Genomic DNA, 25,194 nt, shown 5'->3' with positions numbered 1-25,194 from the left:
ATATTACTTACGTACACCTTCTATCGATAGCTCGATGTCAACATGAGTCGATGCTGGTCCGAGGTTATAATCAATATCGTAGTCTTTAAGCGCTAGCTGGGTATGCCCTAAAAATCCGACACGGTAGCCACCCCATGGATCATCACCTTCACCAATTTTTTCTATATCGAAGCTAATGGTTTTGGTTACACCATTGAGGGTAAATTCGCCCGTTACTTTACCATTAGTATCATCGCTAAAGCTGATATCGGTGCTTTTGAAGGTCGCTTTAGGGTGCTCACCAACATTTAAGAAATCGTCACCACGCAAGTGCTTATCACGCTCAGCATGGTTAGAGTCAATACTGCTGGTGTCTATCACGACATTGATCTTTGACTCGTTAGGTTTATCAGCGTCATAGCTGAAGTCGCCAGAGAAAGTATTAAAGCGGCCATATAACCAACTATAACCTAAGTGCTGAATTTTAAAATTAACAAAGGCATGCGCCCCTTTGGTATCGATCACATAATCAGCAGCAAGTGCGGCTGAACTAGATGTGAGTAAAGCGGCACCAAGTGCAAGTTTAGTAAGTGATTTATTCATGATTATCTCCTTTTGTCGCTTTGAGCATACGCGTCAAAGTACGATCTCGATTAATAAAGTGATGTTTTAATGCCGCTAGGGCGTGTAACGCAGCAAAAATAATTAAGCTCCAAGCCACATACTCATGGATCAATCCAGCGATATCCTCTTGGTTATCAATGAATTCGCCCATTGAAGGGACAGTGAATAATGAGAACACCTCGATACCGCGCCCATCTGCAGTTGAGATTAAATACCCGGTCATCAGTAATACAGCTAACAACACATAGAGTAGCCCATGGGCGATGTGTGCTAGGCGGTTTTGCCATACCAAGGTCGGATCAGCGGCGCGCGGAGTCACCTGGGTAATGCGCCACACTAAGCGCAGCGCAAACACCAGTGCTAGCGTAATACCGATACTTTTATGCAAATCCAATGAGCCTTTGTACCAGCTGTCGTAGTAACTCAAATCAACCATGTACAAGCCCAATCCAAACAGCCCAAACACAGCTATAGCCACTAACCAGTGCAGAAATATAGCTATCCATCCATAGCCATATTGAGTATTTTTTAACATCGCTCATTCTCCTTAAGAACTGCTAATAGCTTAAATCAGCCGTTGAGAAAAAAACATGGCGCTGGCGCAATGCTAAGTGTGCATATATGCACAAAACTTTATTCACCATCGCTGAAAGTGCGCTTAAATAGCCAATCCTCCACTTCTTCGCCATTGATATAATAGCCGTTATAGCCTTGGCAGTGCTCAGTGAAACCCTGCTTTAATAAAAGCGCTCGTGACGCCTCATTGCCGGCTGTAACTGTGGCTGTATATTCGCGCAGACTAAACTGACTGTGCCCATGCTCAAGCAACGCATGCAGAGACTCACTCCCCAACCCTTGCCCTTGGTATTGTGGTAGGAGCATAAATCCCAACTCTGCTAGGTGCTCACTGTGACGATAAAACCCCGTGACCCCGATAAGCTCACCGCTTCGCTTTGCAATGGCCCACGTATACCAACAAGGCTGCATACTCGTAGGGTTTAAACGTTGTTGAAAGCGTTCTTGCACCTCATCAATATCCCCTATATCCGCCACATAGCGCATCACCTCGGGGTGTTGATGTAAGGCATAAAACACTGGCCAATGTGCTGCTCGCAATGGCTGATGTTGTAATCGAGGCGAGTGAAAATCCATTAATGACATGCTCTAGTGCTCCAAAAAAGCCGAGCGCTAGGCTCGGCTTCGATACGTGTATAACGCGATAAATTATTAAAGCTTTTTAATACCCATGTTGTAGAGAGTAAAGCCATAAATATCAGCGTATTGCTCAATGGTTTTACTGGTTGGTGTGCCAGCACCATGCCCGGCATTGGTTTCAATGCGGATCATCACTGGATTCTCACCTTGGTGCTTATCTTGAAGCTCTGCTGCGAACTTGTATGAGTGCGCTGGAACCACACGATCATCGTGATCGCCTGTGGTAATTAAAGTTGCAGGATAGTGCACACCTGGTTTTACATTATGAACCGGTGAGTACCCTTTTAGGTAATTAAACATTTCTTTGCTATCTTGCGCCGTACCATAGTCGTACGCCCATCCCGCACCTGCGGTGAAAGTATGGTAGCGCAGCATATCAAGAACACCGACCGCTGGGAGTGCTACTTTGAATAAATCAGGGCGCTGGGTCATTACCGCCCCCACTAACAAGCCACCATTTGAACCGCCACGTACAGCAAGGCGCTCACTGGAGGTGTAGTCGTTATCGATAAGGAATTCTGCGGCAGCAATAAAGTCATCAAACACATTTTGTTTTTCTAACTGGGTGCCCGCTTTATGCCATTTTTTACCGTATTCGCCGCCACCGCGTAAATTAGCTACCGCGTATACTCCGCCCTGCTCAAGCCATGCAGCCGTTGTGGCGCTAAAGCGCGGCGTCAAGCTAATATTAAAGCCACCATACCCGTATAAAATAGTAGGCGCCTCACCGTTGAGCTTAGTGCCTTTTTTATAGGTGATGATCATGGGTACTTTAGTGCCGTCTTTAGAGGTGTAGAATACCTGTTTAGACTCGTACTGTGAGGGGTCAAATTTAGCACCTGACTCTCTATAAACCTGAGATTCTCCGCTTTGTACATCAAAGCTAAAAATAGTGCCCGGAGTCTTATAGTTAGTGAAGGTGTAATACAAGGTCTGTTGCTCTTGTTTACCGCCAAAGCCAGAGGCCGTGCCGACACCCGGTAACGCGATTTCTCGCACTAGCTTACCGCTTTTATCAAACTGTTTAACTTGTGAAATGGCATCGACCATATAGCGGGCAAAGAAATAACCGCCGCCCTTTGATAGGTTGAGTACATTGTCTGTTTCAGGGATCAAGTCTTGCCAATTTTCAGGAGCTGGGTCCTTCGCATCCACCGTAACCACACGCTTGTTTGGCGCATCTTTGTTGGTCACTAAAAACAGTGTGTCACCTTCGTTGTCAATGACACTGGTGTCATAGGTAATATCATCAATCACCGTGACCAGTTCACTGTTTTCATCTGTCAAATCTTTAATAAAGAGCTTATTACCTGATGTAGATACAGCTGCGGAAATAACCAAGAAACGCTCGTCCGAAGTCACCGCTGCGCCAACATAGCGATGCTTTTGCGCCTCAGTGCCACCAAAGATAAGTTGATCGTCTTTTTGCGCCGTACCTAGCTTGTGGTAATACAGTTTATGCTGGTCTGTTTTTGCTGACAGTTCACTGCCCTCTGGCTTGTCATAGCTTGAATAATAAAAGCCGTCGTTGCCTAACCAAGAAATACCGCTGAACTTAACATCCACTAAGGTTTCACCCAGCTGCTTTTTGCTCTCGGTATCAAGCACAATCACTTTACGCCAATCACTGCCGCCCTCTGAGATTTGATACGCTGCTAAAGAGCCATCCTCACTAAAGCTAATGCCAGCGAGCGACGTCGTGCCATCTTCACTAAAGGTGTTAGGGTCTAGGAAAATTTCTGCCTCACCCTCTCCTTTTTGACGATAAAGTACATATTGGTTTTGCAAGCCGTCATTTTTGTAAAAGTAGGTGTAGTCACCTTCTTTAAAGGGTGCGCTGACTTTTTCGTAATCCATTAGCGTCTTAAGGCGCTCTTTTAGCTCGTCTCGGTAAGGAATTTGCTCGAGGTAGTCAAAAGTGACTTGGTTCTGTGCCTCAACCCATTTAGCGGTCTCTTCGCTCATATCGTCTTCTAACCAACGATAGGGATCAGCAACTTGCTCGCCAAAATAACTATCGACTACGTCGCCTTTGCGAGTATCCGGGTAGTTTATCTGGGCGACCTGTTTTTCAGGCTGTTCTAGTTGTTCATTTTGCTGTTGTGAAGCAGGCTTTTCGCTGCATCCTGTTAGGGCAATGCATACCGCAACTGCGAGAGATTTTTTAAGCATAATTTTTTCGTATTTTGTTGTTAGAATCGAAGTTAAATTAGCGCTCTAGCTGTCTATTGTCCAGCGAAGCGAGACAGTTTCGCGTTTAAAAGCCCTATAAAAAAGAAAACCAACCTGAGTATTCAGGTTGGCTATCTGGCTGGTTGCATGCCTGTTAACTTATTATTAACTCAAAACTGGCTTTTTTGCTCAACTTTTTCGTTATATAGCGACATTTAATTATATCGTTGAGTAATTTTGAATAATCATCCTGTACGTCGGCCTTGCCCTCTGCTGACTCGATCAAGCTAACTTTCAGGAGTTGATTTACCAGTGAACTTGTCACGCATATCAAGCATTTTGGTAACCCCCGCTCCCAGTTTCATCAACGTTGAGAGTTTTTCAGGGCTTAACCGTTGCAGTTCACCGGCCCACTGGGTGATCATTTCCAACAAATCATGAATTTCCAGCATACGCTGCTGGGCGTATTGCTCTGCCTGGTTATTAGGTTCATCAAGAAGGTTATCGCGCAACAGGCTTAAGGTTGGGTCAATTTCGCGTTTTTGGCGCTGCTCAAATACGCGATTAGCCATTTGCCAAATCGTCCCTGCTGGTTGATAGTACTCTTTACGATCCCCTGGCTTATGTTTGGTGGCGATCAACTGCCACGAATTGAGCTCTTTAATGCCCATACTAACGTTACCACGGGAAATATGAAGCGTCTGCGAAAGTTCATTCGCACTGAGTGGCTGTTCGCTGAGTAACAATAGCGCGTACATTTGCCCTATTGTGCGATTAAACCCCCAGCGGCTTCCCATCTCTCCGCAATGCATGACGAATGCTTGCATCTTTTCAGTCAATTCCATGCGCGCTGCCTTACTTTCTGTATTTTCTGAAATTATCAGCATTTATGGGGTGTAGCGCAAGTGTGAATGTTAACCCTGAGTAAACCACAAAGAAATCGTATTAATTTTAGACAAAATAGTCGTTTTTCCTCTTTACATCACTAGTAAATTGATTAAAATCTCGCCTCTTCAAAAAGGAGTGTGAATGTTTAACTACAACGGTACAAATGGTTCGTATCAGCTTAGCTTGCAAGAACAAATCGTCACGGCGTCTTTTGTCGGCGCGATTAATGGCCGCATGCTCGAATCATTCGCATCGCAATTGCAATCAATCATCAACGACAGCGCGTTGACCCATTGGGGTTACATTAGCAACTCGCAGCGTTTAAGCGCCGCGACCCCAGATGCACAGCAAAAGATGATTGCACTGGCTAAGCACATGCGTGCTCATGGGTGTCAAGCTTCGGCCTTTGTGATTGACTCGGCGATTGCCATTAGCCAACTAGACAAGGTACGTCAATCGTTGCATTTAGAAGGCAACACCCGCGATATCATCTTTAGCTGTTATGATGAAGCTCTGCGATATGTAAAACAGCAGCTTAATCCCTTGGTGCTGGGCAGTTAACATGAATGTGAAAGTCAGCTCGCCAGAGTTGACTTTCACGTACACCTCTCTAAGCTGCGCTCATCACCATAGAGTTTAAGGAAGGGTTATGAGCGAGCAACACACATATCCAATTGGTATCGCTGGGCAACCATGGTCGAGCGAACACCGTCAACAATGGCAAGCACAGCAAACTGTGCAGCGCAGCTACGCCGATGAAGTGGTAACGAAAGTTAAGGCACTAGCCGACAACTGGGATATCATTGAGTATGGGCAACTGCCCTATGAGCAAAGTTACCCCTTGTACGCACTGAAGCATAAGCAGTGGCAAAAAGGCCGCCCTATCGCCTTAGTGACCGGTGGCGTGCACGGCTATGAAAGTAGTGGTATTCACGGCGCTCTCGCCTTTGCCAAGCAGGTTGAGCATGCGCAAAGCGCTAACTTCAATATTCTCGTTGTGCCCTGCATCAGCCCTTGGGGTTACGAGACGATCAACCGCTGGAACCCCGATGCCAATGATCCGAACCGCTCATTCTTTGAAGGCTCTCCTGTGCCTGAAGCGCAGTTGTTGTTAGACTTTATCGCTCCTTTTAGTAGCGATATTCTGCTGCATATTGATTTGCACGAAACCACTGATAGCGATAATTCCGAGTTCCGTCCAGCACTTGCAGCACGCGAAGGAATCGTAAACCATAATTGGAATATCCCCGATGGCTTTTACCTTGTCGCCGACAGCGAGCGTCCGCAAGCGTCATTTCAGCGCGCTATTATCGATGCCGTGGGCAAGGTCACGCATATCGCCCCTGCCGATGAGAATAATCAGCTTATCGGCGCTGATTTGGTGCAACCTGGTGTCATTGAATACGCTGGACGTAAATTAGGTTTGTGCATGGGCTTAACGCCAGCGCCTTACGTCACGACTACGGAGGTGTACCCAGATAGCCCGCAGGCAACTGAGCAAAACTGCATCGATGCCCAAGTGGCGGCGGCCAATAGCGCCATTGCCTTTGTTGCCGCATTATAATTAGGCACTTGGCGTAAAAAAGGGTCACATCCAGTGACCCTTTTTTGTCTCTTTACCTTTGTAGCGTGGTAGCTCACACTGCTTATTTGTAAAAGCGTGTTTCTTTGCGCTGCTGCGTACTCGGATCGCTCGCTTGCTCAACAACAAACGTCAAAGTGCTCACTTTTTTGGCCAGTTCGTAGCCATCAATACTGACTGTCACGGGGATCTCTTTTTGCTCTCCCGGAGCTAAAGAAAGGCCGCCATGCACCGCCAGCTTCGCCCCTTCTAAGCCAGCAATACTGATTTGATACGCTTGCTGCTGTTGGGTTTTATTGACCACCGAGATACGGTAGGGATTCTCAACCCAGCCTCGATAATCTGTACGCGACAACTCGCCCCTATCACGACTAACGTACACCTCCAATGGTGTGCGACTGCTCAACCACCACGCCATAACCACAAATACCAGCACCGTCATCGCTGCATAGCCCAATAGCTTCAGCCGCAGTATAGAGGTTTTACCTCCCTCCTGTTGGCGCTCACTGGTGTAACTGATAAGACCCCGAGGATAGTTAAATTTATCCATGGTTTGATCGCAGGCATCAATACATAAACCACAGTTAATACACTCATATTGAAGACCATTGCGAATATCGATGCCAGCCGGACACACCTCGACACACAGCTTACAATCAACACAATCCCCCAGTGCGAGCTCTTCACGTGCAACTTTACGCTTGCGTGGTCCTCGGGTTTCACCGCGTTCACTGTCGTAACTGACGATCAGGGTGTCTTTATCGAACATTACCGATTGGAACCGCGAATAAGGGCACATATAAATACACATTTTCTCGCGCAGCCAACCGGCATTACCATAGGTGCACAAAGCAAATAAAAACACCCAAAAGCTGGTTAACCCACCCCAAGTAAAGGCTAGCATCTGTGAATAAAGCTCCTTGGCGGGAATAAAGTAGCTCATAAAGGTGGTTGCGGTGAAAAATGCAATGCCAAGCCAAGCTGCATGTTTGGCTGCTTTTTTCATCACTTTGTTAAAGCCCCAAGGCTGTTTATCGAGCTTTATACGTTGATTACGGGTCCCCTCGATGCGATGCTCGACCCAGGTAAACAGTAACATCCACACCGTTTGTGGACACATATAGCCGCACCATACGCGCCCCAGCCAATTAGTCACAAAAAATAAGGCGAAGGCGCCAGCCATAAATACCCAAGCTAGGATCATAAAATCTTGGGGAAAGAACGTAATAGAGAATATCCGGAATTGTTGTTGCGCCACATCCAGCAACACCGCCTGCTGGCCTTGGTAAGAAATCCAAGGAAGGGCAATAAAGGCAATCATCAATGCCCAACTCATAACCCTACGAATGCGTTGGTAACGGCCTTTTTGTTCACGAACATAAATAGGCCCAGACTGCTTATAGGGCTTAATGATGAGATCTTCTTCTTTAATATCGAACTTCATAATACTTGCTTGTCATTGCTTGAGAACAAGCGGGTATTCGCAAGTCTTGTGCCATAACAATAGGTATTAAAAGCTATAAATTTCAGTGAGTTAAAAAATAGTTTGGACGCAAAATAACGATATATCGACACTTTTATCGATATATCGACACCCTGCCTATTTTTTACTCGCGGTTGACGCCCAATTTTTGCATTTTTGAGCGCAGTGTACTCGGTGCCAAACCGAGCCGTTGCGCGGCTCCACCTTCACCATTGATGCGCCCGCCGCACATAGATAACACATATTCGATATAGCGCTTTTGCTCACTATCAAGAGTTCTTATCTCTGTGCCTTCTAGGCGCGCCGCCTCCGATAATTGCATGTCATCGATATGCACAACTGGGCCTTGCGTGAGAATAGCGGCTCGTTCGAGAATGTTTTGCAGCTCACGCACATTGCCCGGCCAGTGGTAGGACTTAAGACGATTAAGACTGCGCGCACTGATACCAGTGAATTGCTTGGCCAGCTTCTGTGATAGCTTACTGAGTAACTGCGCCACCAATAACTCTAAATCTTCAATGCGCTCGCGCAGCGCTGGCACCCGTAGCGGAAAGACATTGAGGCGGTAATACAAGTCCATGCGGAAGCTGCCTTGTTCAACCATGGCCCATAAATCACGGTTGGTGGCGGCGATAAGGCGAATATCTACTTTCAGGGTTTGCTGTCCCCCGACCCGTTCAAACTCTTGTTCTTGTAATACTCGCAGCAGCTTGCTTTGCGCCTCTAACGGCAGCTCTGCGACCTCATCTAAAAATAACGTGCCTTTGTGCGCCAATTCAAAGCGCCCTTTGCGCCGCTGCTGAGCGCCGGTAAACGCGCCTTTCTCATGACCAAATAACTCGGACTCAATCAAGCTCGCACTAAAAGCCGCACAGTTCACCTTAACCAAGGGTGCATTGCAACGCTGGGAGCGATTGTGTAGCTGTCGCGCAATCAACTCTTTACCAGTGCCATTTTCACCGAGGATCAGTACCGTACTGTCAGTTTTAGCCACCAGCTCAATCTGTTGCATCATTTGTTGAAAAATGACCGATTGACCCACTAAATCACTGTCTTGCCACTGCGCATTGATCTCTTCTAGCAAGTAGCGATTTTCTGCCTGCAACTGTTCGCTAAGCTCATTCACTCGTGAGAGTGCTTCGCGTAACGCCTGCTCAGTACTGCGCTGCTGTGATACGTCACGAAATATCGCCACAGCACCAATAAGCTGTTGATCTTTATAAATAGGTGTGGAGGTATATTCCACTGGGAATTGACTGCCATCTTTACGCCAAAACACCTCGTTGCTGATCGTCCGTGGTTGGCCGTCGACCACAGTGCGATAGATTGGACACTCACAGGCTGGGTAGTCACTGCCATCAGCATGGCTATGGTGGTGAAAACGGTGGATCTGCTGACCAAGGAGCTCACTGGCTTGCCAGCCGGTCATACGCTCTGCTGCGGGATTGATAAAGACCGCATTACCATCGCGATCAAAGCCATAAATCCCCTCTCCTGCAGCATCAAGCAGTAGCCTAGGGTCATGAAGAAAGTGTTTGAGTGATTGGTCCATTACTCATTCCAAGCGAGGTAACGACATATCGTTACTATACTCGCTTGGCAAGGAGATAAACAGAGGCGGCTGACTATAATCCGCTGGTTAGGGTAATTTCACCGGGTTTGACAGCCAGAGCAAGGTCAAAGCGCGATAACAAAGCTTGCTTCGGATCTTGGCTATTGAGGGTATAGACCGGGTATTGACGTAGTGCTTGCGTGACGATGTCTTGCACCTGTTGCGACAGCGGTGCTAGCTTGCCTCGGTATCCCATGGCATCAACATCGGCATTAATAATAGTGAAGTCTTGCAGATAAACCGCGTCGTCATCATTGTTGAACACTGGCTTTGCGGCAATACTCAAGCGTACACGCACAGGAACTTTTAATGCCAAAGCTTGGACAAATACAGTGTTATCAACACTGAGTTGCACACTGTCGGGGTGTTGCTTAGGGCCAATATCAACGCCAACATCGTTCACTTGCATGCGCATAGGCATGCCCATAAGCTCGACCTCACCTTGTAAACGCTCACTATTAGATAGCAAGTTCTGCTCCAATTGCGTTGCACTGAGCGAATAAACCGACACAGGGGCGTGCGACGCACACCCCGCCAAGCTAAGTAACCAAACGGCGACGATTAAAAATTTTTTCATTGACTCTCCACGGCTTCGAGCACGCTAACAATACGATTAAGCTGTTGTTGTTCCCCTAGACATTGGTGTTGCTCATTAACCCCAACGGCGTTAAGCCAGGCAATAAGCAAATCATCCAGGCTATAAGCCACACCTTGGTGCTTTTCATCAAGCATGGTCACTTGCTCTTGCATACGCAAACTGGCGTCACTGGATGGACTGTCAATATTAGCTGTCACTTCTAGGCGAACAAGTAATTGTTCAGCGGCTAATGCTAGCTTGCTGTCGCTTAACCAACGCTTATCAAGCGCCTGTCCTTGCGACAGTGCACTGCGTAGCTGTCGATAGTGCGCATGGCGCTGTGCCGCCTGAAGTGTATTTAGCGACTGTTGGGCCTGTGCCAGTAGTTGCTTTTTCATATCCTGCAACGGCCGCTCTACGTTGAGCGCCGATACAGTATGCACCACTTCTTGGTAATCCCCAGCTTCCTTACATGCACTCAGTTGTTGTTGCAGTTGCGCTAACTGTGTTTGTTGCTCATTGAGCAAATCATTATGTACCTGCTGGCGCTGTTCTTTGGCCTCATCACGCTGGGCAAAAACGGCATCGTTTATACGTCTAAACGCTAACCATAATTTACGTTCTTTACTCTTACCCGCGAAGCCCACTTGCTGCCATTGTTGTTGCAAGTCTTTCAATGTATGGGTGGCGGCAAACACATCTTGCTGCTGCGCCTGATGAGCCTGCTCTAGCAGAGCCTCTTTGGCACTGGCATTATGCTGGTAATAATCTTGTACGCGCTCAGCAATCGCCGTTTGTGCTTCGTTGAAAGCTTTGTTGAGCTTATGATAAAGCTTGCTTTCTAACCGTTTAGCGCCGCGCCACTGCTTTAGTAGCTGATTAAATTGGGCTTCTAAAGACACAATATCATGATCCGCTTGCTGTGCTTGAGCATCGAGGGTTTGCATCTGTGCAATCAACGCCTCGCGCTCAGCCACCGCCTGTTCCTTTTGTGCCTGCTGCTCAGCAAAATAGTCGCGACAGGGCGCAAACGCGGTTTCGATTTGTTGTTCAAACTCTTGCTTGGCTTGCGCCTCTACGCGCGGGCCCAATAGTTGCCAGCTTTTACGTAACTTTTTCACTGCGGCTAAACGCTCATTGGCATCTTCACAAGGTGTTTGCGCGAGCTCGAGCGCGGCCTCGAGCAACTGCGTTTGCTGTGATTGCCCAGCATACTGATGCCAATCTTCAGCCTCGCTCAAGGTTGTCTCCAAGCTTTCATATTCTCGGCTGACTTGTTGGCGGTAGTGCTCGATGAGCTCTTGATACAGCGTATCTAACCCATTAAACACGCCGAAAGCAACGCGGTAGCGCCCTTGATTAATTAAACGACGCAAGTCTTTTGTCTTTTTGCGCGCTTGGTTAAGGGTTTGCTGCTGCGCATCTAATAGTGGCTGCATCTGCGCAAACCATGCCTTTTTGGCTTGCTGGTATGATTGGCGCCATACGCCAGCAAGCTCTTTAGGTAAGGCCGACAAACTCTGTTGAATCTCTTTCGCAAGCTCAGTCTCACGCGTAAGCGCTGCATCAAGCTGAGCTGAGGTTTCAGCAACAGCCATAGCTTGATATTCCTTTAGTCGCTCCCGCAACTGCTCCACATCTTGCTCATAGGCACTAAGTTGTTCAACTTGCTTAAATAAACGCTTGAGCTCTTGGCGCTGACTAGTCAGCTCAGCTCCAGGCTGCAAATCGGGGCTTTGCAGCATATCTTCAGCTTGCGCTACTTTGGCATGTAGCCAATCGGTTTGAATTTGCTCATTTCCATCGAAACGTAGCGCCATAGCATTGCTGATCTCTTCCGCTAGCGCGCTTAAATTGGCCAATGCCAACACACTGCGTTGCTGCGCTTGTTGTTGCGCCTGTTGACGCTCATATTGTTCGCCAAGAATAGCGATATGACGCTCAAGCTTGTTTTTCAAAACGGCAAATTTGTCATCGTTTTGCGTTCGCAATTCTTCATCAAGCCAATGCGTCTCTAGTTGAGCGAACTGATGGCTGAACTGAGTGTATTGAGTCGTGACCAGTTGGTAGTCGTTTTTATCGCGCAAAGCGTTCAGCTGCGCCAACAAGAGTTTACTCTGCTGCGCTACCTGTTGGGGCATGTGTGCTGCTAATTGCTGCTCTTCAATGGCCTGTGCCAACCGTGTTTTCGCTTCGCCTTGAGCATGCTTGACTAGCTTATCTGCTAACTGGGCATTAATCACTAACTGACACAACTGCAGCTGCAAGGCTTCGTCTGCACCTCTGAACACCTGTTCGGTAAGCTGCGGTTTATTAAGGCGATGAATTAATTTAACTTTCGTTGCTGTGGTTTTCTCTGCTAATGCTAGTTGCTCTAACGTTTTCTCATTGGCGAAACGCTCTAAATATCGCTCTTTATCTGCACTCGACAAAGCCTGAGGTGAATGCATTAGCACTTCTGCCACTTTTTGATTGGCCAAGCGCTTGATACCCGGCTCGGCGTCACTTTGGCAAGCCTGCCACCACAAATCGATGTCATTGAGTTTTTTTAGTGCTGCCGAGCGCACTTTACTGCTCGGGTCTTGGCTGGCTAATTGCTGCAATATAGCATGGTGTTGTTGGTTATCGAGCTGAGACAATGCCCCTAGGCGCGTGCTCTCATTAGGGTGCTTCCACTTTGGTTTGAATAACTGCTTAAAGATCATTTTCACTAAACCTGGCTATCTCATTGTCTGCTTTGAACTGCTTCTTAAGTTCTTGTTTGGATTTTTGTACTAGCTCACCATTTTCACCAACGGTGAACTGCTCGTCGCTTTTAAGTACTTTGGCTTGATACAACATGACCAACTGCACTGTTTGTTGTTTTTGTTCGTCACTTAGGGGTGTCCCATCCGGCCATTTACCAGTGGCGGCACCATACTGCAGGCGCTCAAAGGTTTGCGGAGTAATTGCTTGGACTAACTGCTCAATATTCATAACTTCTTTCTTTTCAAAAATACCAAACGAACGCGATTAATTAGATACCAGATAAACCCGAGAACGATGGCGCCGTAACAGGCATTTTGCTGCCATGAGCCAGGCTCAGGCTGCTGCCAATACAACACTAAGAAGCCACCAAGGAAAAAGATCAAAGCAATGAAAGATTGATTCATCAACCCCTGTTGCTTTTGCAGTTTAGTTCGCGCGGCTAAACGGCGCTGGTCTTGCTCGTTCATTTGTTCTAGAGCGATATTGCAATGGGGACAGGACTGGTGTTTGTCGGAAATCGACTTTTGGCACTGCGGACATGAAATGATGGCCATGCTTACTCCTATTTGCAACTACGCGCCCATAAAAAAAGGCGCCTTCTGGCGCCTCATTGTACTGGTTTTAATTGCTCTTGTCTTTTTCCAATTTCTGCCAGTAGTCTTTTACTGAGTCTTTCATTTCTTTACGCAGTAACATGATGCCAAACAAGTTCGGCAAGGTCATCACCACGATGGCTACGGCGGCGAGCTTCCATACCAACGTGGTGTCGGCAAATGACGCCCAAAAGAAACCGGCCACATAAAATACGCGATACGGCATCACCGAGCGCGAACCCAATAAATAGGTCATCGCCCTATCCCCGTAGTAAGACCACGCTATCGCCGTGGAGAAGGCAAACAGCAATAAGCCTATAGACACGATATATTTACCATTGTCACCCAAGAAGCCGCGCGTAAAGGCTTTCGTGGTCAGCTCGGCGGAGTGCACCAGAGATTTACCCATCACACTGATACTGTCGTCGACTATCTGGCCATTTTTCACTTCCACTTCACCGGTGTAGACGTGACGCTCAGTAATGCCAAAGCGCAGGTCTTCAGCCACTGAACGTGAATGTAAAATGGTGAAATCTTTATTTATAGCTTTGCCGTTAATTACGTTGATAGTGCCGTTGTAAGGCGCAACGTCACTGCCGTTACCGTTAAGGTAATTGTAGAGATCGGTGCGGTCTTCATCACTTTGGTCTGAGTAGTTTCCTTGCAGCACGGTCATTGAACTGCGCTCAAAGTGGGTATCAAATTTTTCGTTCCATACCCCTGATGACAAGATCACTAAACCGGTTAACGTACAAATGATAATAGTGTCGATAAACGGCTCTAAAATTGACACCATGCCTTCGGATACAGGCTCATCGGCTTTGGCTGACGCGTGAGCGATAGGTGCCGAGCCCTGACCGGCTTCATTTGAAAACAGACCTCGGTTAACACCTCGGTTAAAGGCATAAGCAAAGCTGGCACCCAAGAAACCACCGGCGGCGGCTGAGCCTGTGAAGGCCTCGGTAAATACCGAAGCAAACGAAGGGCCTATATTCTCAATGTTATAGAAAATGACCAGGAGCGCACCAATTACATAGACAGCGGCCATTAGCGGTACGATTTTCGAGGTAATCGCGGCGATGCGTTTAATGCCGCCAAGGATCACTAAGGCTAATAAGATAGATAGAACGGCCCCTGTGGCCATAGGTTCAAAACCAAAAGTGGCTTCCATACCCTGGGCAATATTATTAATTTGCGGCAGACTACCGGTACCAAAGGAGCTAATAACTGTGGCAATGGCAAATAAAATAGCTAACCACTTCATGTTTAGGCGTTTGTCCATGTAATACATGGGACCCCCTGCCATGGTGCCATCTTCGGTTTTCTCGCGATATTTGTGCGATAGCGTTACTTCCACAAACTTTGTGGTCATGCCGAAAAATGCCGTCATCCACATCCAAAACAGTGCTGCGGGGCCACCGATGGAGATGGCCAAAGCAACACCACCGATGTTACCAGTGCCCACTGTTCCGGACAGCGCAGTAGAAAGAGCTTGGAAGTGCGTGGTATCACCCTGGTGCGATTTTTTATCATATTTACCAGAAACGATGCGCACGGCATGTTTGAAGTAGCGAACCTGAGGGAATTTTAGATAAATCGTAAAAAATAAACCCACACCAAGCAATACATAGGGGAACCAAACGGAACCACCAAGCATGGAGTCGAGGGTATCAAAGAAGTTTCCTAGGGCATCCACGGGTATATTTCCTCTTTTATTATTATGTCTAACTGCGAACTATGACAGCATCTCACAAGGTTGCGAATATGTTAAAGCATTTGTTATTAAAATGAAGCATAAAAAAGGCGCTTAAACGCGCCTTTTTGTTATCTTAGCTTATCAACCACCGCGATAATGGCGGCTAACGTGTCTTGCCCAAACTGATAGGACCGTCTGTCTGACCAGCCGTAGTCTATATCTGGCAAGTTAGCGTTGTCTTTAAATGGCATCTCTACGGTGTAAGCCAAGGCTTTAAACTCCTCACCAACGGCGCAAGAAGCCACTGTTAGGTTGGCCTCGCCAGGAGCATCCTTGTCATAGCCGAATTCATCTTGGAATTCTGGTGTAATAGTCAAAAGTGCATCTTTAAAGGTGTTTTCTAAATCCTCGAGGCGAGCGTCATAGCTTGGGATCCCCTCGCCGCCAGCAACAAAGTTATAAGGCAGTGCTTCGTCACCGTGGATATCGAGATACATATCCAATCCAACTTCGCGCATTTTGTTTAGTACTAGGTAAACTTCTGGGCTCTGGTCCATGCTCGGGGTAGCCCATTCACGATTCAAGTTAACACCAGCAGCATTGGTGCGCAGATGACCACGCACACTGCCATCAGGGTTCATATTAGGAACGATGTAGAATACCGCTTTAGATAGCAGCTTCGCCGCATGAGGGTCCTCGTCGTCGAGTAATTTATGCAATAACCCCTCAACAAACCACTCGGCCATGGTTTCACCCGGGTGTTGACGAGCGGTGATCCAAATCGCCTTCTTATCATCGCTTGGCTCGCCAATACGCAGCACCGTCATATCGCGACCATCCAAGGTGGTACCGAGGTTTTCAGCATCACAGATAGCATGACTTTGCGCCCAATAAATTAAATCAAGATGACGCTCATAACTGTAAGGGGCAAAATAAGCAAAGAACACCTGAGAACACTCTGGTTCAAAGTCGATAATCAAAGTGCCGTTGTCATAACGCGTAGGCACACGGAACCATGTTTGTCGATCATAGGACGCAACGGCTTGGTAGCCATCCCAGCCCTCTGGGTATGCCGACTCTTTTAAATTATTAATATGCAAGCAGTGTTCAACGAAAGGTGTGGTTTCTAGACGAAAGTGAAACCATTGAAAAAACGCGGACTGATTGTCTTTATTAATCTCAAGTTGGATATCCAGTGGCGATTCACAGGCGATAACCTTGATATTACCACTATCGAAATTACTGGTGATGTTCATACTTTATCCTTTCAGACATGAGAAGTAGTGATGCTCGCAGACTAGCACAGCCCCTGCAGAGCAACAATTAACAACAAAAAAGCCGGTGCGCTAAAAAGCGACCGGCTGTGAACTAACTTGGTTTTTATTAGCGCGGCAGACTTGGGTGGGCAATTTCAGCCATGTCTTGCATACAACGCACAACCTGACAGCTGTAACCAAACTCATTATCATACCAAACGTAAAGCACAACGCGCTCACCATCAACAATAGTTGCTTGGGAGTCCACCACACCGGCGTAACGGCTACCAACGAGGTCTGTAGAGACGATTTCTGTTGAAGCGGTGTAATCGATTTGATCGCGTAGCTCTGAGTGTAACGCGGTCTCGCGTAAGAAGGCATTCAGCTCTTCAACACTGGTCCCCTTTTCCAAGTTAAGGTTAAGGATAGCCATTGATACATTCGGTGTCGGCACACGAATAGCATTACCGGTTAGCTTACCTTCAAGTTCAGGCAAGGCTTTGGATACAGCTTTCGCCGCACCAGTAGAGGTAATAACCATGTTGAGCGCAGCAGCGCGACCACGGCGCTCAGCTTTGTGGTAATTATCAATTAAGTTTTGGTCGTTAGTGTATGAGTGTACGGTCTCAACGTGACCATTTTTAATACCAAACTTGTCATTTAAGGCTTTTAGCGTCGGCGTAATGGCGTTAGTGGTACAGCTTGCAGCACACACAATTTTATCTTCAGGTTTAATATCTTGGTTGTTAACACCGTAAACAATGTTCTTGATATCGCCTTTTGCTGGTGCTGTTAATAATACTTTCGAAGCGCCTTTTGATTCTAGGTGTTGGCCTAGGCCTGCTTCATCTTTCCAAATACCAGTGTTATCAACAACTAACGCATCCTCAATACCATATGCAGTGTAATCAACTTCACTTGGCGAGTTGGCATAAATCACTTGGATGTAACTGCCGTTAGCTTTAATGGCATTACGCTCATTATCAACGGTGATAGAGCCATTGAATGGACCATGAATTGAATCACGACGCAATAGGCTAGCTCGTTTTTCAAGATCCCCATCTTTACCACCACGTACCACAATGGCGCGTAAACGTAAGTCGGCATACGGGCCTGACTTTTCGATTAACAAGCGCGCTAACAAGCGACCAATACGGCCAAAACCATATAAAACCACATCACGCGGTGCTTTTGGCTCACCTGGATTAGTGATTTCTGCAAGCTCGTCTTTTAAAAACTCTTCTAACGAGCGACCTTTGGCCGCATCTTTATATAGGAAGCTGTAAGCCAATTTACCAATATCGATACGGCCAGAGCTAAGTTCCATGTTGCTGATCGCTTCTAACACCGGGTAGCTTTCGCGCAGACGTAGTTTAGAGTCTTCAAATTGCGCCACGGTTTTGTGCGCTTTGATAATATCGATGGTGCTGGCGTTGACCAGAGGGCGGCCATAAACGGCAATTTCGATACCACGGTTGCGATACAGTTTACCAATGATGGGTTGCATACTTTCAGCGTAGTCTTGGCGTTCTTGCCAGCTGTTCAAGTACTCTTGCTCGTGAGATGAGGTCATTGTTTCTGCCTTTGAAATTTGTTTTGAACGGATATAGCCCGAGGAGGGAATGTGTCATCACAAAGTGAGAGCGTGATCGAGGACAATATACCTCCTAGCAGGCGGGCATATTCTAATGCAAAGCGCGAGCAATAACCACCTCTACATTACTCTTGGGTACAAGGTGTCTCCCTATAACGCTTTGAGCTACAATAAAATCAATGACTAAAGCGGCTTTACACCCATTGACGAAAAGTAACGTCAATTTCAGCGCATAACATGATGGTGTGAGCGCACTAATACAAAGAAAAGGAATAACCATGCGACTTATTATCGGCTTGGCCTTAGTTACAACGTTGAGCGGCTGTGACTCAAGCCTGACAGTACGGGAAGTCTGTGAGCAAACTCCGGCCATGTGTAATGACTTAAACACAGACAGTCACTGCCGACATGAACGCGCAGAAGTGATCATTAGTCGCTTTCATGAGTATGAAAAGCCGACTTTAGAGCGAAAATACCAATTATTAAAAGACTTTGAACGTTACAGCCAATGTGTCAATCTCGCTTCAAAAATTGAACACATAAAGCTTAAAGAAAAGACCGCCTCACGCTATAAGGGCTATCACACGGCACAAAAAGAAATTAATCGCTTACTTTATGAAACCCGTGGTAGTAATCACCCAGGGCTGCTGTATTTTCACTGGTCGCGTAACAACGATAATAGTGCACTGCAAAAACTGCTGTCGATGCAAGAAGACACAAAAGTAAAAAACAGCCGAGATGCACAGTTTTACCTCGCTAGCTATTACATGAAGGTAGACACCGAAAAGACCTTGGATCACTTATACCGTAGTCTTGAGCTTAATGGTGCTGAACAACAGCCTCACCCTGAAGTGCTTACTTCACTGGTCAATATTTTCTATCAGCAAGAACAGTATAATTTAGCGTATACCTTTGCGGTGGTGGCCAAGCAGGCCGGCGTGGAAAACATTGACTTTGCGCCTTTGCGCGCAAGAGCCTTAGATGACGGGCATGATCTCGAGCGCCTAGATACCTTAGCACAAACTACTTACGAGCAAATCATGAGCGGACAATTCCGCTCGCCCCGCTCATAAGTAAATTCCATAAAAAGTAAAAAGCAGCCTTCAGGCTGCTTTTTTATTACTTTAATTTGCTAGTGCCCACTTCAACACGGGTTTTTAGCTTTTGTCCGGGTCTAAAAGTGACCACTCGGCGCGCCGAGATAGGAATATCTTCTCCGGTTTTGGGGTTACGACCTGGTCGCTCTTTCTTATCACGAAGATCGAAGTTGCCAAAGCCGGAAAGCTTAATTTGCTCCCCATTTTCTAAAGCTGAGCGGATTTCTTCAAAAAACGCTTCAACTAGTTCTTTGGCATCCTTTTTATTGATCCCCAACTTCTCAAATAGGTGTTCAGCTATGTCGGCTTTGGTAAGCGCCATATCTAGTCCCTCAACGATGCGTTAAACTCTTTGGCCAATGCGGCCACGACGTTGTCGACAACTAAGTTGATATCTTTCTCTTCGAGCGTTCTATCAACCGCCTGCAGTGTCAGAGCAATTGCCAAACTCTTATAATTTGGCTCGATACCTTTGCCCTTATACACATCGAATAAGTTTAGGTCAACCAATTGATTTCCGCCAACTTTTTCTATAGTGGCTAAAACATCACCAGCATGAACCTTATCTTCCACCAAAATCGCGATGTCTCGGCGGTTCGATGGAAACTTGGATATTCCCACAGCTTCTGGAAGAACACGGGTAGCCACTGCGGCTACTTCAATTTCAAAGACATAGGCTGCACCGTTAATACCAAGCTGCTTTTGCAACTGTGGATGCACAGCACCAACAAAACCGACCTGCTGCCCATCAACAAAGATAGCGGCACTTTGGCCTGGGTGCAAACCATCACATTGCTGTGCTTTGAAACTAAAGCGCGCACTGTCATTGCATAGCGCCAGTAACGCTTCCACGTCCCCTTTGACATCATAGAAGTCGACCGCGCGGCTTGGTACATTCCAATGCTCGCCATAACTTGTGCCCGAGACAATGCCACCAAACACGGCCTGCTGACGCACGCCATTTTCAGCTTGTTCATCAGCAATGAACTTTAGTCCATGCTCAAACAAGCGCACGCGTGGTTGCTGACGATTTTGGTTGTACACCAACGCATTCAGTAACCCCGGCATCAACGACAGACGCATGACCGACATGTCCGCCGAAATAGGGTGCGGTAAATGCAATGCTTGTTCATCGCCGTGGATAGCAGCCTGGACCTTAGGATCAACAAAGCTATAAGTAATGGCTTCTTGATAACCGCGCGTCACTAAGGTATCGCGCAAACGCTTAACCGGCACTGACGCTTCGTTGTGAGCTGTCATGTTAAGTTTCGCCATTGGCGCAACATTAGGAATATTGTTGTAGCCATAGACCCGAGCGACTTCTTCGATTAAGTCTTCCTCGATGCGAATATCAAAGCGATAACTGGGCACATCGGCCTGCCAAGTACCGTTTGTGAATTGGACGTCTAGGCCTAACCGACGCAGGATATTGGTCACGGTTTCATCATCGATATGATAGCCAATCACACGGTCTAAACGTTCACGACGTAAAGTAACCGCTGTGACCTTTGGTAACTGCTCTGTAGCAACAGCCTCAACAACAGGGCCAGCTTGACCTCCGACTATATCAAGTAACAATGCCGTAGCACGTTCCATAGCGTCACGTTGTAGCGCAAAATCAACTCCGCGCTCATAACGGTGCGAGGCATCGGTGTGCAGCCCATAGCTTCGTGCCTGACCGGCAATAGCGACAGGGTTAAAGAAGGCACTTTCAAGTAAAATATCGCTGGTTTTCTCGGTGACCCCAGAGCCCTCACCACCAAAGATACCCGCCATGGCTAAGGCTTTATTATGATCGGCGATCACTAGCGTCGATTCATTGAGTTTCGCAGTGTTGCCATCAAGCAAAACCAGTTCTTCACCGCCATTGGCACTGCGTACCTTAATACCACCTTCAATGGCGGCTAAGTCAAACGCATGCATCGGGTGGCCCAGCTCAATCAACACATAGTTGGTGACATCAACCACAGGGTCAATAGAGCGAATACCACTGCGGCGCAATTTCTCAACCATCCACAGCGGCGTTTGCGCATCAAGATTGATGCCCTTAATTACGCGACCAAGGTAACGAGGGCAACCTTGCTCGTTAACTAGCTCAATGCTGACTTTATCATCAATGGTGGGCTCTACTGGCGCAATCGTCAGTTCATTCACGTCCAGGTTGTTTAGCACCCCCACTTCGCGAGCCAAGCCTTTAATACCCAGGCAATCGCTGCGGTTCGGCGTTAAATCAACATCGATAATATGGTCATCAAGGCTTAGGTACTCACGTAAATCGGTGCCAATGGGCGCATCGGCTGGCAATTCCATAATGCCATCGCCCTCTTCACTGATACCTAGCTCTACGAATGCGCATAACATGCCATGCGACGGTTGACCACGCAGCTTGGCCTTTTTGATTTTAAAATCGCCGGGTAATACCGCGCCGACTTTCGCCACTGCCACTATGATACCTTGACGACAGTTAGGTGCGCCGCACACAATATCAAGTAACTCATCATCACCGACGTTTACTTTCGTCACACGTAGTTTATCGGCATCGGGGTGCTGACCACACTCGACAACTTCGCCGACAACCACACCACTAAACTGACCTGCAGCTGGTTCTAATGCATCCACTTCCAGTCCCGCCATTGACAGCTGCTCCGCAAGTGCGTCGCTATCGATGGCCGGATTCACCCATTCACGTAACCACTTTTCACTGAATTTCATTTATCACGACCTCTTAACGGAACTGGTTTAGGAATTTCAAATCATTTTCGAAAAATGCGCGTAAGTCATTAACGCCATAGCGCAACATGGTAAGGCGCTCTACCCCCATACCAAAGGCAAAACCAGTGTATTTTTCAGGGTCGATATTAACTGAACGCAACACATTCGGGTGCACCATACCGCAACCAAGAACCTCTAACCATTTGCCGTCTTTACCTTTCACATCAACCTCTGCCGATGGCTCAGTGAATGGGAAGTAAGAGGGGCGGAAACGAATTTCCATATCTTCTTCAAAAAAGTTACGAAGAAAATCGTGCAAAATGCCCTTGAGTTCAGTGAAGCTAACGTCTGTATCCACCATCAAACCTTCAACCTGATGGAACATCGGTGTATGCGTTTGATCGTAATCGTTACGATACACACGACCTGGCGAGATAATACGCAAAGGCGGTTGCTCAGTTTCCATGGTACGTATTTGTACACCACTGGTTTGCGTACGTAATACCAACTTGGGGTTGAAGTAGAAGGTATCGTGATCCGCGCGTGCCGGGTGATGTGCAGGAATGTTCAAGGCATCAAAGTTGTGGAAGTCATCTTCCACCTCTGGCCCTTGCTTCACCGCAAAACCCAACTCACCGAAGAAAGACTCGATGCGTTCAATGGTCCGGGTAACGGGATGAATGCCGCCGCTGGCCATATTGCGCCCAGGTAAGGTGACATCAATGGTTTCTGCTGCCAGCTTTTGCTCTAATGCTTTTGCGTTCAGCGCTTCACGCTTTTCATTGATCGCTTCAGTCACTTGCTGCTTGGCTTGGTTAATCACTTGGCCGGCGCTCTTACGCTCTTCTGGCGCCATTTTACCAAGCGTTTTCAGTAACCCGGTAATTTCACCTTTCTTTCCAAGGTAGTTTACGCGCACATCTTCTAGGTGCGCGATTTCGCTGGCTGAATCAACCGCCTTTAAGGCGTCAGCCAAAATCGCTTCTAAGTTCATCGGATACCTGACTAGGGTGATAATTTAAAGTGTTTATTTAACCACTTATGATAACCAAAGGGCCGCTCTGATTCTAGCCCTGAGCGGCGCTTTCTATAGCTTTAAAGTGGCTTTTATAAACGGAATGGTAAGCTTTCGCTGCGCTGCCATAGAGGCATGATCGAGTGTGTCCAATACATCGAGTAATGCACGCATGTCACGGCTTAAGCGCGTCAATAAAAAACGCGCACAATCATCAGAGAGTTCTAAGCCGCGCATTTTCGCTCTATTTGTTAATGCTTGAGCCTTATCATCATCACTCATGGAGCGGATTTGTAAGGTAGTGCCCCATTTCAGACGCGATTCTAAATCCGGCAGCGTAATATTAAGCATATCCGGCAATAAATCGGCGGAAATCAACAACAGCTTGCCCGGCTCGTTAAAACGGTTAAAAAAGTTGAATAAGGCTTTTTCCCAGGCCTCATCACCGGCGACTAAGTGCAAATCGTCGATACATACCACATCGAGGGTATCGAGCCCCTCTAACACCTGAGCGCCAAACTGCTGCACTTCACTTAACGACAGCAGCATACTGGACAAGCCCTGCTCTTGGGCATGGATACAGGTAGCATAAAGTAAATGCGACTTGCCCGAGTCCCCTAACCCACATAAATAGGTGTACTGAAATTGCTGTGTCAGGTGTTCAAAGGCCGCTTTTAAGTGATTAACCTCTAACGAGTCTTCGCCACCAAAGTAACTGGCGTAGGTTTCATCATCAGGTAAAGTAACAGGCAATGCCAGTTGCGAATGCTGCATCATCAGTTATTGCCACGCATACTCAAGATCGTCATTGCTAGTGGAGTAATAAAACTTATCTGGGTCGCGATAATCACTAAAGTAGGAATCAAGCGTCAGTGCTTTGCGCAAGTCATCAACACTGCCAGTATGACTGACATTTATTTCAATAAACTTTTTAGCAACATGACTGACGTTGGCATCAGTGACCACACTTAGACTACGTAAGCGCCGCAAGGCATACTCGATATCAACAAAACTGGTGGTGTTATACAGCTTAAGCATTTGCTGCTGCGCATCATAGCCAGAAGCCGCATCAATTGCATACTCACTGGCAAGGGCACTGGCTAGCGCGTCGACCATATCAAGAATAACCTGTTGCTTGTCGCCCTTGTGTCGGGTGGCCTCGAACTGATCTTCATTGGTGAAGCGCCAATCGAGCTCCCACGCTCCGGAGCGTTCATCTTGATAGAGTCTCGCTGACACAACGCGTTCTGCCATATAGCGCTGCGAAGCGATGTCCAGCGAGTCACTGAAATTTCCCCATACGTCGGTGACTTCGACATGTTGTCTGTCTTCAAGGTCGAGTAAAGGAGTAACAATGGGGAGGCCGCGACGAGAGGCAAGATCCGACAGTAACTCCTCGACTTGCGGGTGGGTATCAGCAGTGAGCAGCTCCCGTCGCCAGCCATCTTCAATCGCCAACCAAATGACCACCAAAGGACGGCGATTGCCCCACAGTGGCAAACCGGCTTCTCTGACTAAGGTATTGACCTTGTTGCTGTCAAATTGCACGTTTAAGTATGATTGCCCTTCGTTATCGCCGTATTCAAATTTAGTCATATAATCGGAGATATCAGATAATGCGCCCCGCACCACCTGGTTGTTCGTTGCATCAGGCTCGCCCGTGACCTTGATCACTACATTTAATAATGCGTTCTGACTTGCCGTGACCCGGCTGGCACGAGTTTTATCATCTACTGGCTGTTGATACTGGTACAGCCCCTTTACTTCTATCGCCTGAGTTGAGAAGGCGATAAACATTGCACATAGCAGGAATAAATTACGGATCACGTTGCTTCATACCTCAATCATAATGCCCTGATCCTAAAGCAAAGACTAAAACAAAGCAAAAGGTTCGCTAAGATTAACAACGGCTATGAAGAGAGCCTGAATATAGGCGGTTAACAATGATTGATGTATCCCTGTGTTGTGGGTCGGGGTCTTACCCTGACTAGGGTGATGCAAAGCTAAAGCCTTGCCTACAGATGCGATGAGTGGGGATGTGCGGTGTTGTAGGTCAGGGTTTACCCTAACTAGATGTTGCAAGGCTGAAGCCTTGCCTACAGATATGGTGATGAATGTTTAGCTGTGTTGTAGGTCGGGATTCATCCTGACTAGCTGATTGATGCAAGGCTAAAGCCTTGCCTACAGGCATAAAAAAACCCGCTGCACTTCTGCAACGGGTCTTTCTAATTAGGAGCCTGGTGATGACCTACTTTCACATGGGCGAACCCACACTATCATCGGCGCAGTTCCGTTTCACTTCTGAGTTCGGCATGGGGTCAGGTGGGTCCAGAACGCTATTATCACCAAGC

Annotated in this window: 22 protein-coding genes and 1 rRNA gene; 3 read left to right on the top strand and 20 right to left on the bottom strand. The window is 47.2% G+C overall.

Translation table 11 applies throughout. From position 1 onward, the window contains the following. Window positions 1–3: 3 nt before the first annotated feature. The 5 genes from MHM95_RS00115 to MHM95_RS00095 all read right to left on the bottom strand — a co-directional run bounded on the left by MHM95_RS00115 (window position 4) and on the right by MHM95_RS00095 (window position 4,835). Window positions 4–582: a YceI family protein gene (locus MHM95_RS00115; protein ID WP_138547148.1), complete on the bottom strand. Its 579-nt coding sequence runs from the start codon at window positions 580–582 to the stop codon at window positions 4–6. Continuing rightward, on the bottom strand, window positions 575–1,138 hold the full coding sequence (locus MHM95_RS00110) for a cytochrome b (protein WP_152440616.1): 564 nt from the start codon (window positions 1,136–1,138) through the stop codon (window positions 575–577). The genes MHM95_RS00115 and MHM95_RS00110 overlap by 8 nt, the downstream gene beginning before the upstream one ends. A 98-nt stretch (window positions 1,139–1,236) precedes the next feature. Continuing rightward, entirely contained in the window at window positions 1,237–1,764 is a 528-nt protein-coding gene (locus MHM95_RS00105) for a GNAT family N-acetyltransferase (protein WP_239383869.1), read from the bottom strand. 66 nt (window positions 1,765–1,830) lie between these two features. Beyond that, entirely contained in the window at window positions 1,831–3,990 is a 2,160-nt protein-coding gene (locus MHM95_RS00100) for a prolyl oligopeptidase family serine peptidase (protein ID WP_239383868.1), read from the bottom strand. Window positions 3,991–4,277: 287 nt separating this feature from the next. Further along, window positions 4,278–4,835, bottom strand: coding sequence for a MarR family transcriptional regulator (locus tag MHM95_RS00095; protein ID WP_022943615.1), 558 nt, complete (start codon window positions 4,833–4,835; stop codon window positions 4,278–4,280). Window positions 4,836–5,019: 184 nt separating this feature from the next. Between MHM95_RS00095 and MHM95_RS00090 the strand changes: the two genes are divergently transcribed. Both MHM95_RS00090 and MHM95_RS00085 read left to right on the top strand, forming a co-directional pair. Then, complete coding sequence (locus MHM95_RS00090) at window positions 5,020–5,439, top strand: hypothetical protein (RefSeq protein WP_045978637.1); 420 nt, start codon at window positions 5,020–5,022, stop codon at window positions 5,437–5,439. Window positions 5,440–5,527: 88 nt separating this feature from the next. Further along, window positions 5,528–6,442 (top strand): M14 family metallocarboxypeptidase, encoded by a 915-nt coding sequence (locus tag MHM95_RS00085; RefSeq protein ID WP_239383867.1) that lies wholly within the window; start codon window positions 5,528–5,530, stop codon window positions 6,440–6,442. An 82-nt stretch (window positions 6,443–6,524) separates the two neighbouring features. On the opposite strand, the gene ccoG is transcribed toward MHM95_RS00085, so the two are convergent. From ccoG to MHM95_RS00040, 9 genes are all read right to left on the bottom strand, one after another. Beyond that, entirely contained in the window at window positions 6,525–7,904 is a 1,380-nt protein-coding gene (gene ccoG, locus MHM95_RS00080) for a cytochrome c oxidase accessory protein CcoG (RefSeq protein WP_138547143.1), read from the bottom strand. A 163-nt stretch (window positions 7,905–8,067) separates the two neighbouring features. Next, a complete protein-coding gene (locus MHM95_RS00075) occupies window positions 8,068–9,495 on the bottom strand; it encodes a sigma 54-interacting transcriptional regulator (RefSeq protein WP_239383866.1) in 1,428 nt (475 codons plus the stop codon). 73 nt (window positions 9,496–9,568) lie between these two features. Then, window positions 9,569–10,132: a DUF1439 domain-containing protein gene (locus MHM95_RS00070; protein ID WP_022943610.1), complete on the bottom strand. Its 564-nt coding sequence runs from the start codon at window positions 10,130–10,132 to the stop codon at window positions 9,569–9,571. Continuing rightward, window positions 10,129–12,837 (bottom strand): DUF349 domain-containing protein, encoded by a 2,709-nt coding sequence (locus MHM95_RS00065; RefSeq protein ID WP_239383865.1) that lies wholly within the window; start codon window positions 12,835–12,837, stop codon window positions 10,129–10,131. Before MHM95_RS00065 ends, MHM95_RS00070 begins: the two co-directional genes overlap by 4 nt. Next, window positions 12,827–13,108 (bottom strand): DUF1315 family protein, encoded by a 282-nt coding sequence (locus MHM95_RS00060; RefSeq protein ID WP_022943608.1) that lies wholly within the window; start codon window positions 13,106–13,108, stop codon window positions 12,827–12,829. The genes MHM95_RS00065 and MHM95_RS00060 overlap by 11 nt, the downstream gene beginning before the upstream one ends. After that, window positions 13,105–13,434, bottom strand: coding sequence for a hypothetical protein (locus MHM95_RS00055; RefSeq protein ID WP_022943607.1), 330 nt, complete (start codon window positions 13,432–13,434; stop codon window positions 13,105–13,107). The genes MHM95_RS00060 and MHM95_RS00055 overlap by 4 nt, the downstream gene beginning before the upstream one ends. Window positions 13,435–13,501: 67 nt before the next feature. Then, complete coding sequence (locus MHM95_RS00050) at window positions 13,502–15,169, bottom strand: AGCS family amino acid carrier protein (protein WP_239383864.1); 1,668 nt, start codon at window positions 15,167–15,169, stop codon at window positions 13,502–13,504. A 128-nt stretch (window positions 15,170–15,297) separates the two neighbouring features. Further along, window positions 15,298–16,425, bottom strand: a complete 1,128-nt coding sequence (locus MHM95_RS00045) for a M14-type cytosolic carboxypeptidase (protein ID WP_130144824.1) — start codon at window positions 16,423–16,425, stop codon at window positions 15,298–15,300. Window positions 16,426–16,552: 127 nt separating this feature from the next. Beyond that, window positions 16,553–17,998, bottom strand: coding sequence for a glyceraldehyde-3-phosphate dehydrogenase (locus tag MHM95_RS00040; protein WP_022943604.1), 1,446 nt, complete (start codon window positions 17,996–17,998; stop codon window positions 16,553–16,555). A 299-nt stretch (window positions 17,999–18,297) separates the two neighbouring features. Here MHM95_RS00040 and MHM95_RS00035 point away from each other — a divergent pair, with 299 nt between their 5' ends. After that, window positions 18,298–19,092 carry a DUF2989 domain-containing protein gene (locus MHM95_RS00035; protein ID WP_151172912.1) on the top strand — a complete coding sequence of 265 codons (795 nt, stop codon included), beginning with the start codon at window positions 18,298–18,300 and terminating at the stop codon, window positions 19,090–19,092. Window positions 19,093–19,138: 46 nt separating this feature from the next. Here MHM95_RS00035 and ihfA read toward each other — a convergent pair whose 3' ends face one another. From ihfA to rrf, 6 genes are all read right to left on the bottom strand, one after another. Further along, complete coding sequence (gene ihfA / locus MHM95_RS00030; protein ID WP_022943602.1) at window positions 19,139–19,438, bottom strand: integration host factor subunit alpha; 300 nt, start codon at window positions 19,436–19,438, stop codon at window positions 19,139–19,141. 2 nt (window positions 19,439–19,440) lie between these two features. Then, window positions 19,441–21,828: a phenylalanine--tRNA ligase subunit beta gene (gene pheT, locus MHM95_RS00025; RefSeq protein WP_239383863.1), complete on the bottom strand. Its 2,388-nt coding sequence runs from the start codon at window positions 21,826–21,828 to the stop codon at window positions 19,441–19,443. A gap of 13 nt (window positions 21,829–21,841) precedes the next feature. Continuing rightward, window positions 21,842–22,822 carry a phenylalanine--tRNA ligase subunit alpha gene (gene pheS, locus MHM95_RS00020; RefSeq protein WP_022943600.1) on the bottom strand — a complete coding sequence of 327 codons (981 nt, stop codon included), beginning with the start codon at window positions 22,820–22,822 and terminating at the stop codon, window positions 21,842–21,844. A gap of 93 nt (window positions 22,823–22,915) precedes the next feature. Next, the gene (gene hda, locus MHM95_RS00015; RefSeq protein ID WP_026110924.1) at window positions 22,916–23,617 is read right to left on the bottom strand and encodes a DnaA regulatory inactivator Hda; all 702 of its coding nucleotides are present in this window, start codon (window positions 23,615–23,617) and stop codon (window positions 22,916–22,918) included. A gap of 6 nt (window positions 23,618–23,623) precedes the next feature. Next, the gene (locus tag MHM95_RS00010) at window positions 23,624–24,670 is read right to left on the bottom strand and encodes a DUF2066 domain-containing protein (protein ID WP_343224289.1); all 1,047 of its coding nucleotides are present in this window, start codon (window positions 24,668–24,670) and stop codon (window positions 23,624–23,626) included. 408 nt (window positions 24,671–25,078) lie between these two features. Beyond that, window positions 25,079–25,193: ribosomal RNA gene (gene rrf / locus MHM95_RS00005) — 5S ribosomal RNA — on the bottom strand. Window position 25,194: the final 1 nt, after the last annotated feature.

The organism is Pseudoalteromonas sp. CnMc7-15 (assembly GCF_022347925.1).
Classification (GTDB): domain Bacteria; phylum Pseudomonadota; class Gammaproteobacteria; order Enterobacterales; family Alteromonadaceae; genus Pseudoalteromonas; species Pseudoalteromonas ruthenica.
This window is presented reverse-complemented; position numbering and strand designations above follow the sequence as displayed.

What these genes read in the sequence shown, in the direction of transcription:
- MHM95_RS00115 (WP_138547148.1), bottom strand. Translation starts at nt 582, where the DNA reads ATGAATAAATCACTTACTAAACTTGCACTTGGTGCCGCTTTACTCACA.
- MHM95_RS00110 (WP_152440616.1), bottom strand. Translation starts at nt 1,138, where the DNA reads ATGTTAAAAAATACTCAATATGGCTATGGATGGATAGCTATATTTCTG.
- MHM95_RS00105 (WP_239383869.1), bottom strand. Translation starts at nt 1,764, where the DNA reads ATGTCATTAATGGATTTTCACTCGCCTCGATTACAACATCAGCCATTG.
- MHM95_RS00100 (WP_239383868.1), bottom strand. Translation starts at nt 3,990, where the DNA reads ATGCTTAAAAAATCTCTCGCAGTTGCGGTATGCATTGCCCTAACAGGA.
- MHM95_RS00095 (WP_022943615.1), bottom strand. Translation starts at nt 4,835, where the DNA reads ATGGAATTGACTGAAAAGATGCAAGCATTCGTCATGCATTGCGGAGAG.
- MHM95_RS00090 (WP_045978637.1), top strand. Translation starts at nt 5,020, where the DNA reads ATGTTTAACTACAACGGTACAAATGGTTCGTATCAGCTTAGCTTGCAA.
- MHM95_RS00085 (WP_239383867.1), top strand. Translation starts at nt 5,528, where the DNA reads ATGAGCGAGCAACACACATATCCAATTGGTATCGCTGGGCAACCATGG.
- ccoG (WP_138547143.1), bottom strand. Translation starts at nt 7,904, where the DNA reads ATGAAGTTCGATATTAAAGAAGAAGATCTCATCATTAAGCCCTATAAG.
- MHM95_RS00075 (WP_239383866.1), bottom strand. Translation starts at nt 9,495, where the DNA reads ATGGACCAATCACTCAAACACTTTCTTCATGACCCTAGGCTACTGCTT.
- MHM95_RS00070 (WP_022943610.1), bottom strand. Translation starts at nt 10,132, where the DNA reads ATGAAAAAATTTTTAATCGTCGCCGTTTGGTTACTTAGCTTGGCGGGG.
- MHM95_RS00065 (WP_239383865.1), bottom strand. Translation starts at nt 12,837, where the DNA reads ATGATCTTTAAGCAGTTATTCAAACCAAAGTGGAAGCACCCTAATGAG.
- MHM95_RS00060 (WP_022943608.1), bottom strand. Translation starts at nt 13,108, where the DNA reads ATGAATATTGAGCAGTTAGTCCAAGCAATTACTCCGCAAACCTTTGAG.
- MHM95_RS00055 (WP_022943607.1), bottom strand. Translation starts at nt 13,434, where the DNA reads ATGGCCATCATTTCATGTCCGCAGTGCCAAAAGTCGATTTCCGACAAA.
- MHM95_RS00045 (WP_130144824.1), bottom strand. Translation starts at nt 16,425, where the DNA reads ATGAACATCACCAGTAATTTCGATAGTGGTAATATCAAGGTTATCGCC.
- MHM95_RS00040 (WP_022943604.1), bottom strand. Translation starts at nt 17,998, where the DNA reads ATGACCTCATCTCACGAGCAAGAGTACTTGAACAGCTGGCAAGAACGC.
- MHM95_RS00035 (WP_151172912.1), top strand. Translation starts at nt 18,298, where the DNA reads ATGCGACTTATTATCGGCTTGGCCTTAGTTACAACGTTGAGCGGCTGT.
- ihfA (WP_022943602.1), bottom strand. Translation starts at nt 19,438, where the DNA reads ATGGCGCTTACCAAAGCCGACATAGCTGAACACCTATTTGAGAAGTTG.
- pheT (WP_239383863.1), bottom strand. Translation starts at nt 21,828, where the DNA reads ATGAAATTCAGTGAAAAGTGGTTACGTGAATGGGTGAATCCGGCCATC.
- pheS (WP_022943600.1), bottom strand. Translation starts at nt 22,822, where the DNA reads ATGAACTTAGAAGCGATTTTGGCTGACGCCTTAAAGGCGGTTGATTCA.
- hda (WP_026110924.1), bottom strand. Translation starts at nt 23,617, where the DNA reads ATGCAGCATTCGCAACTGGCATTGCCTGTTACTTTACCTGATGATGAA.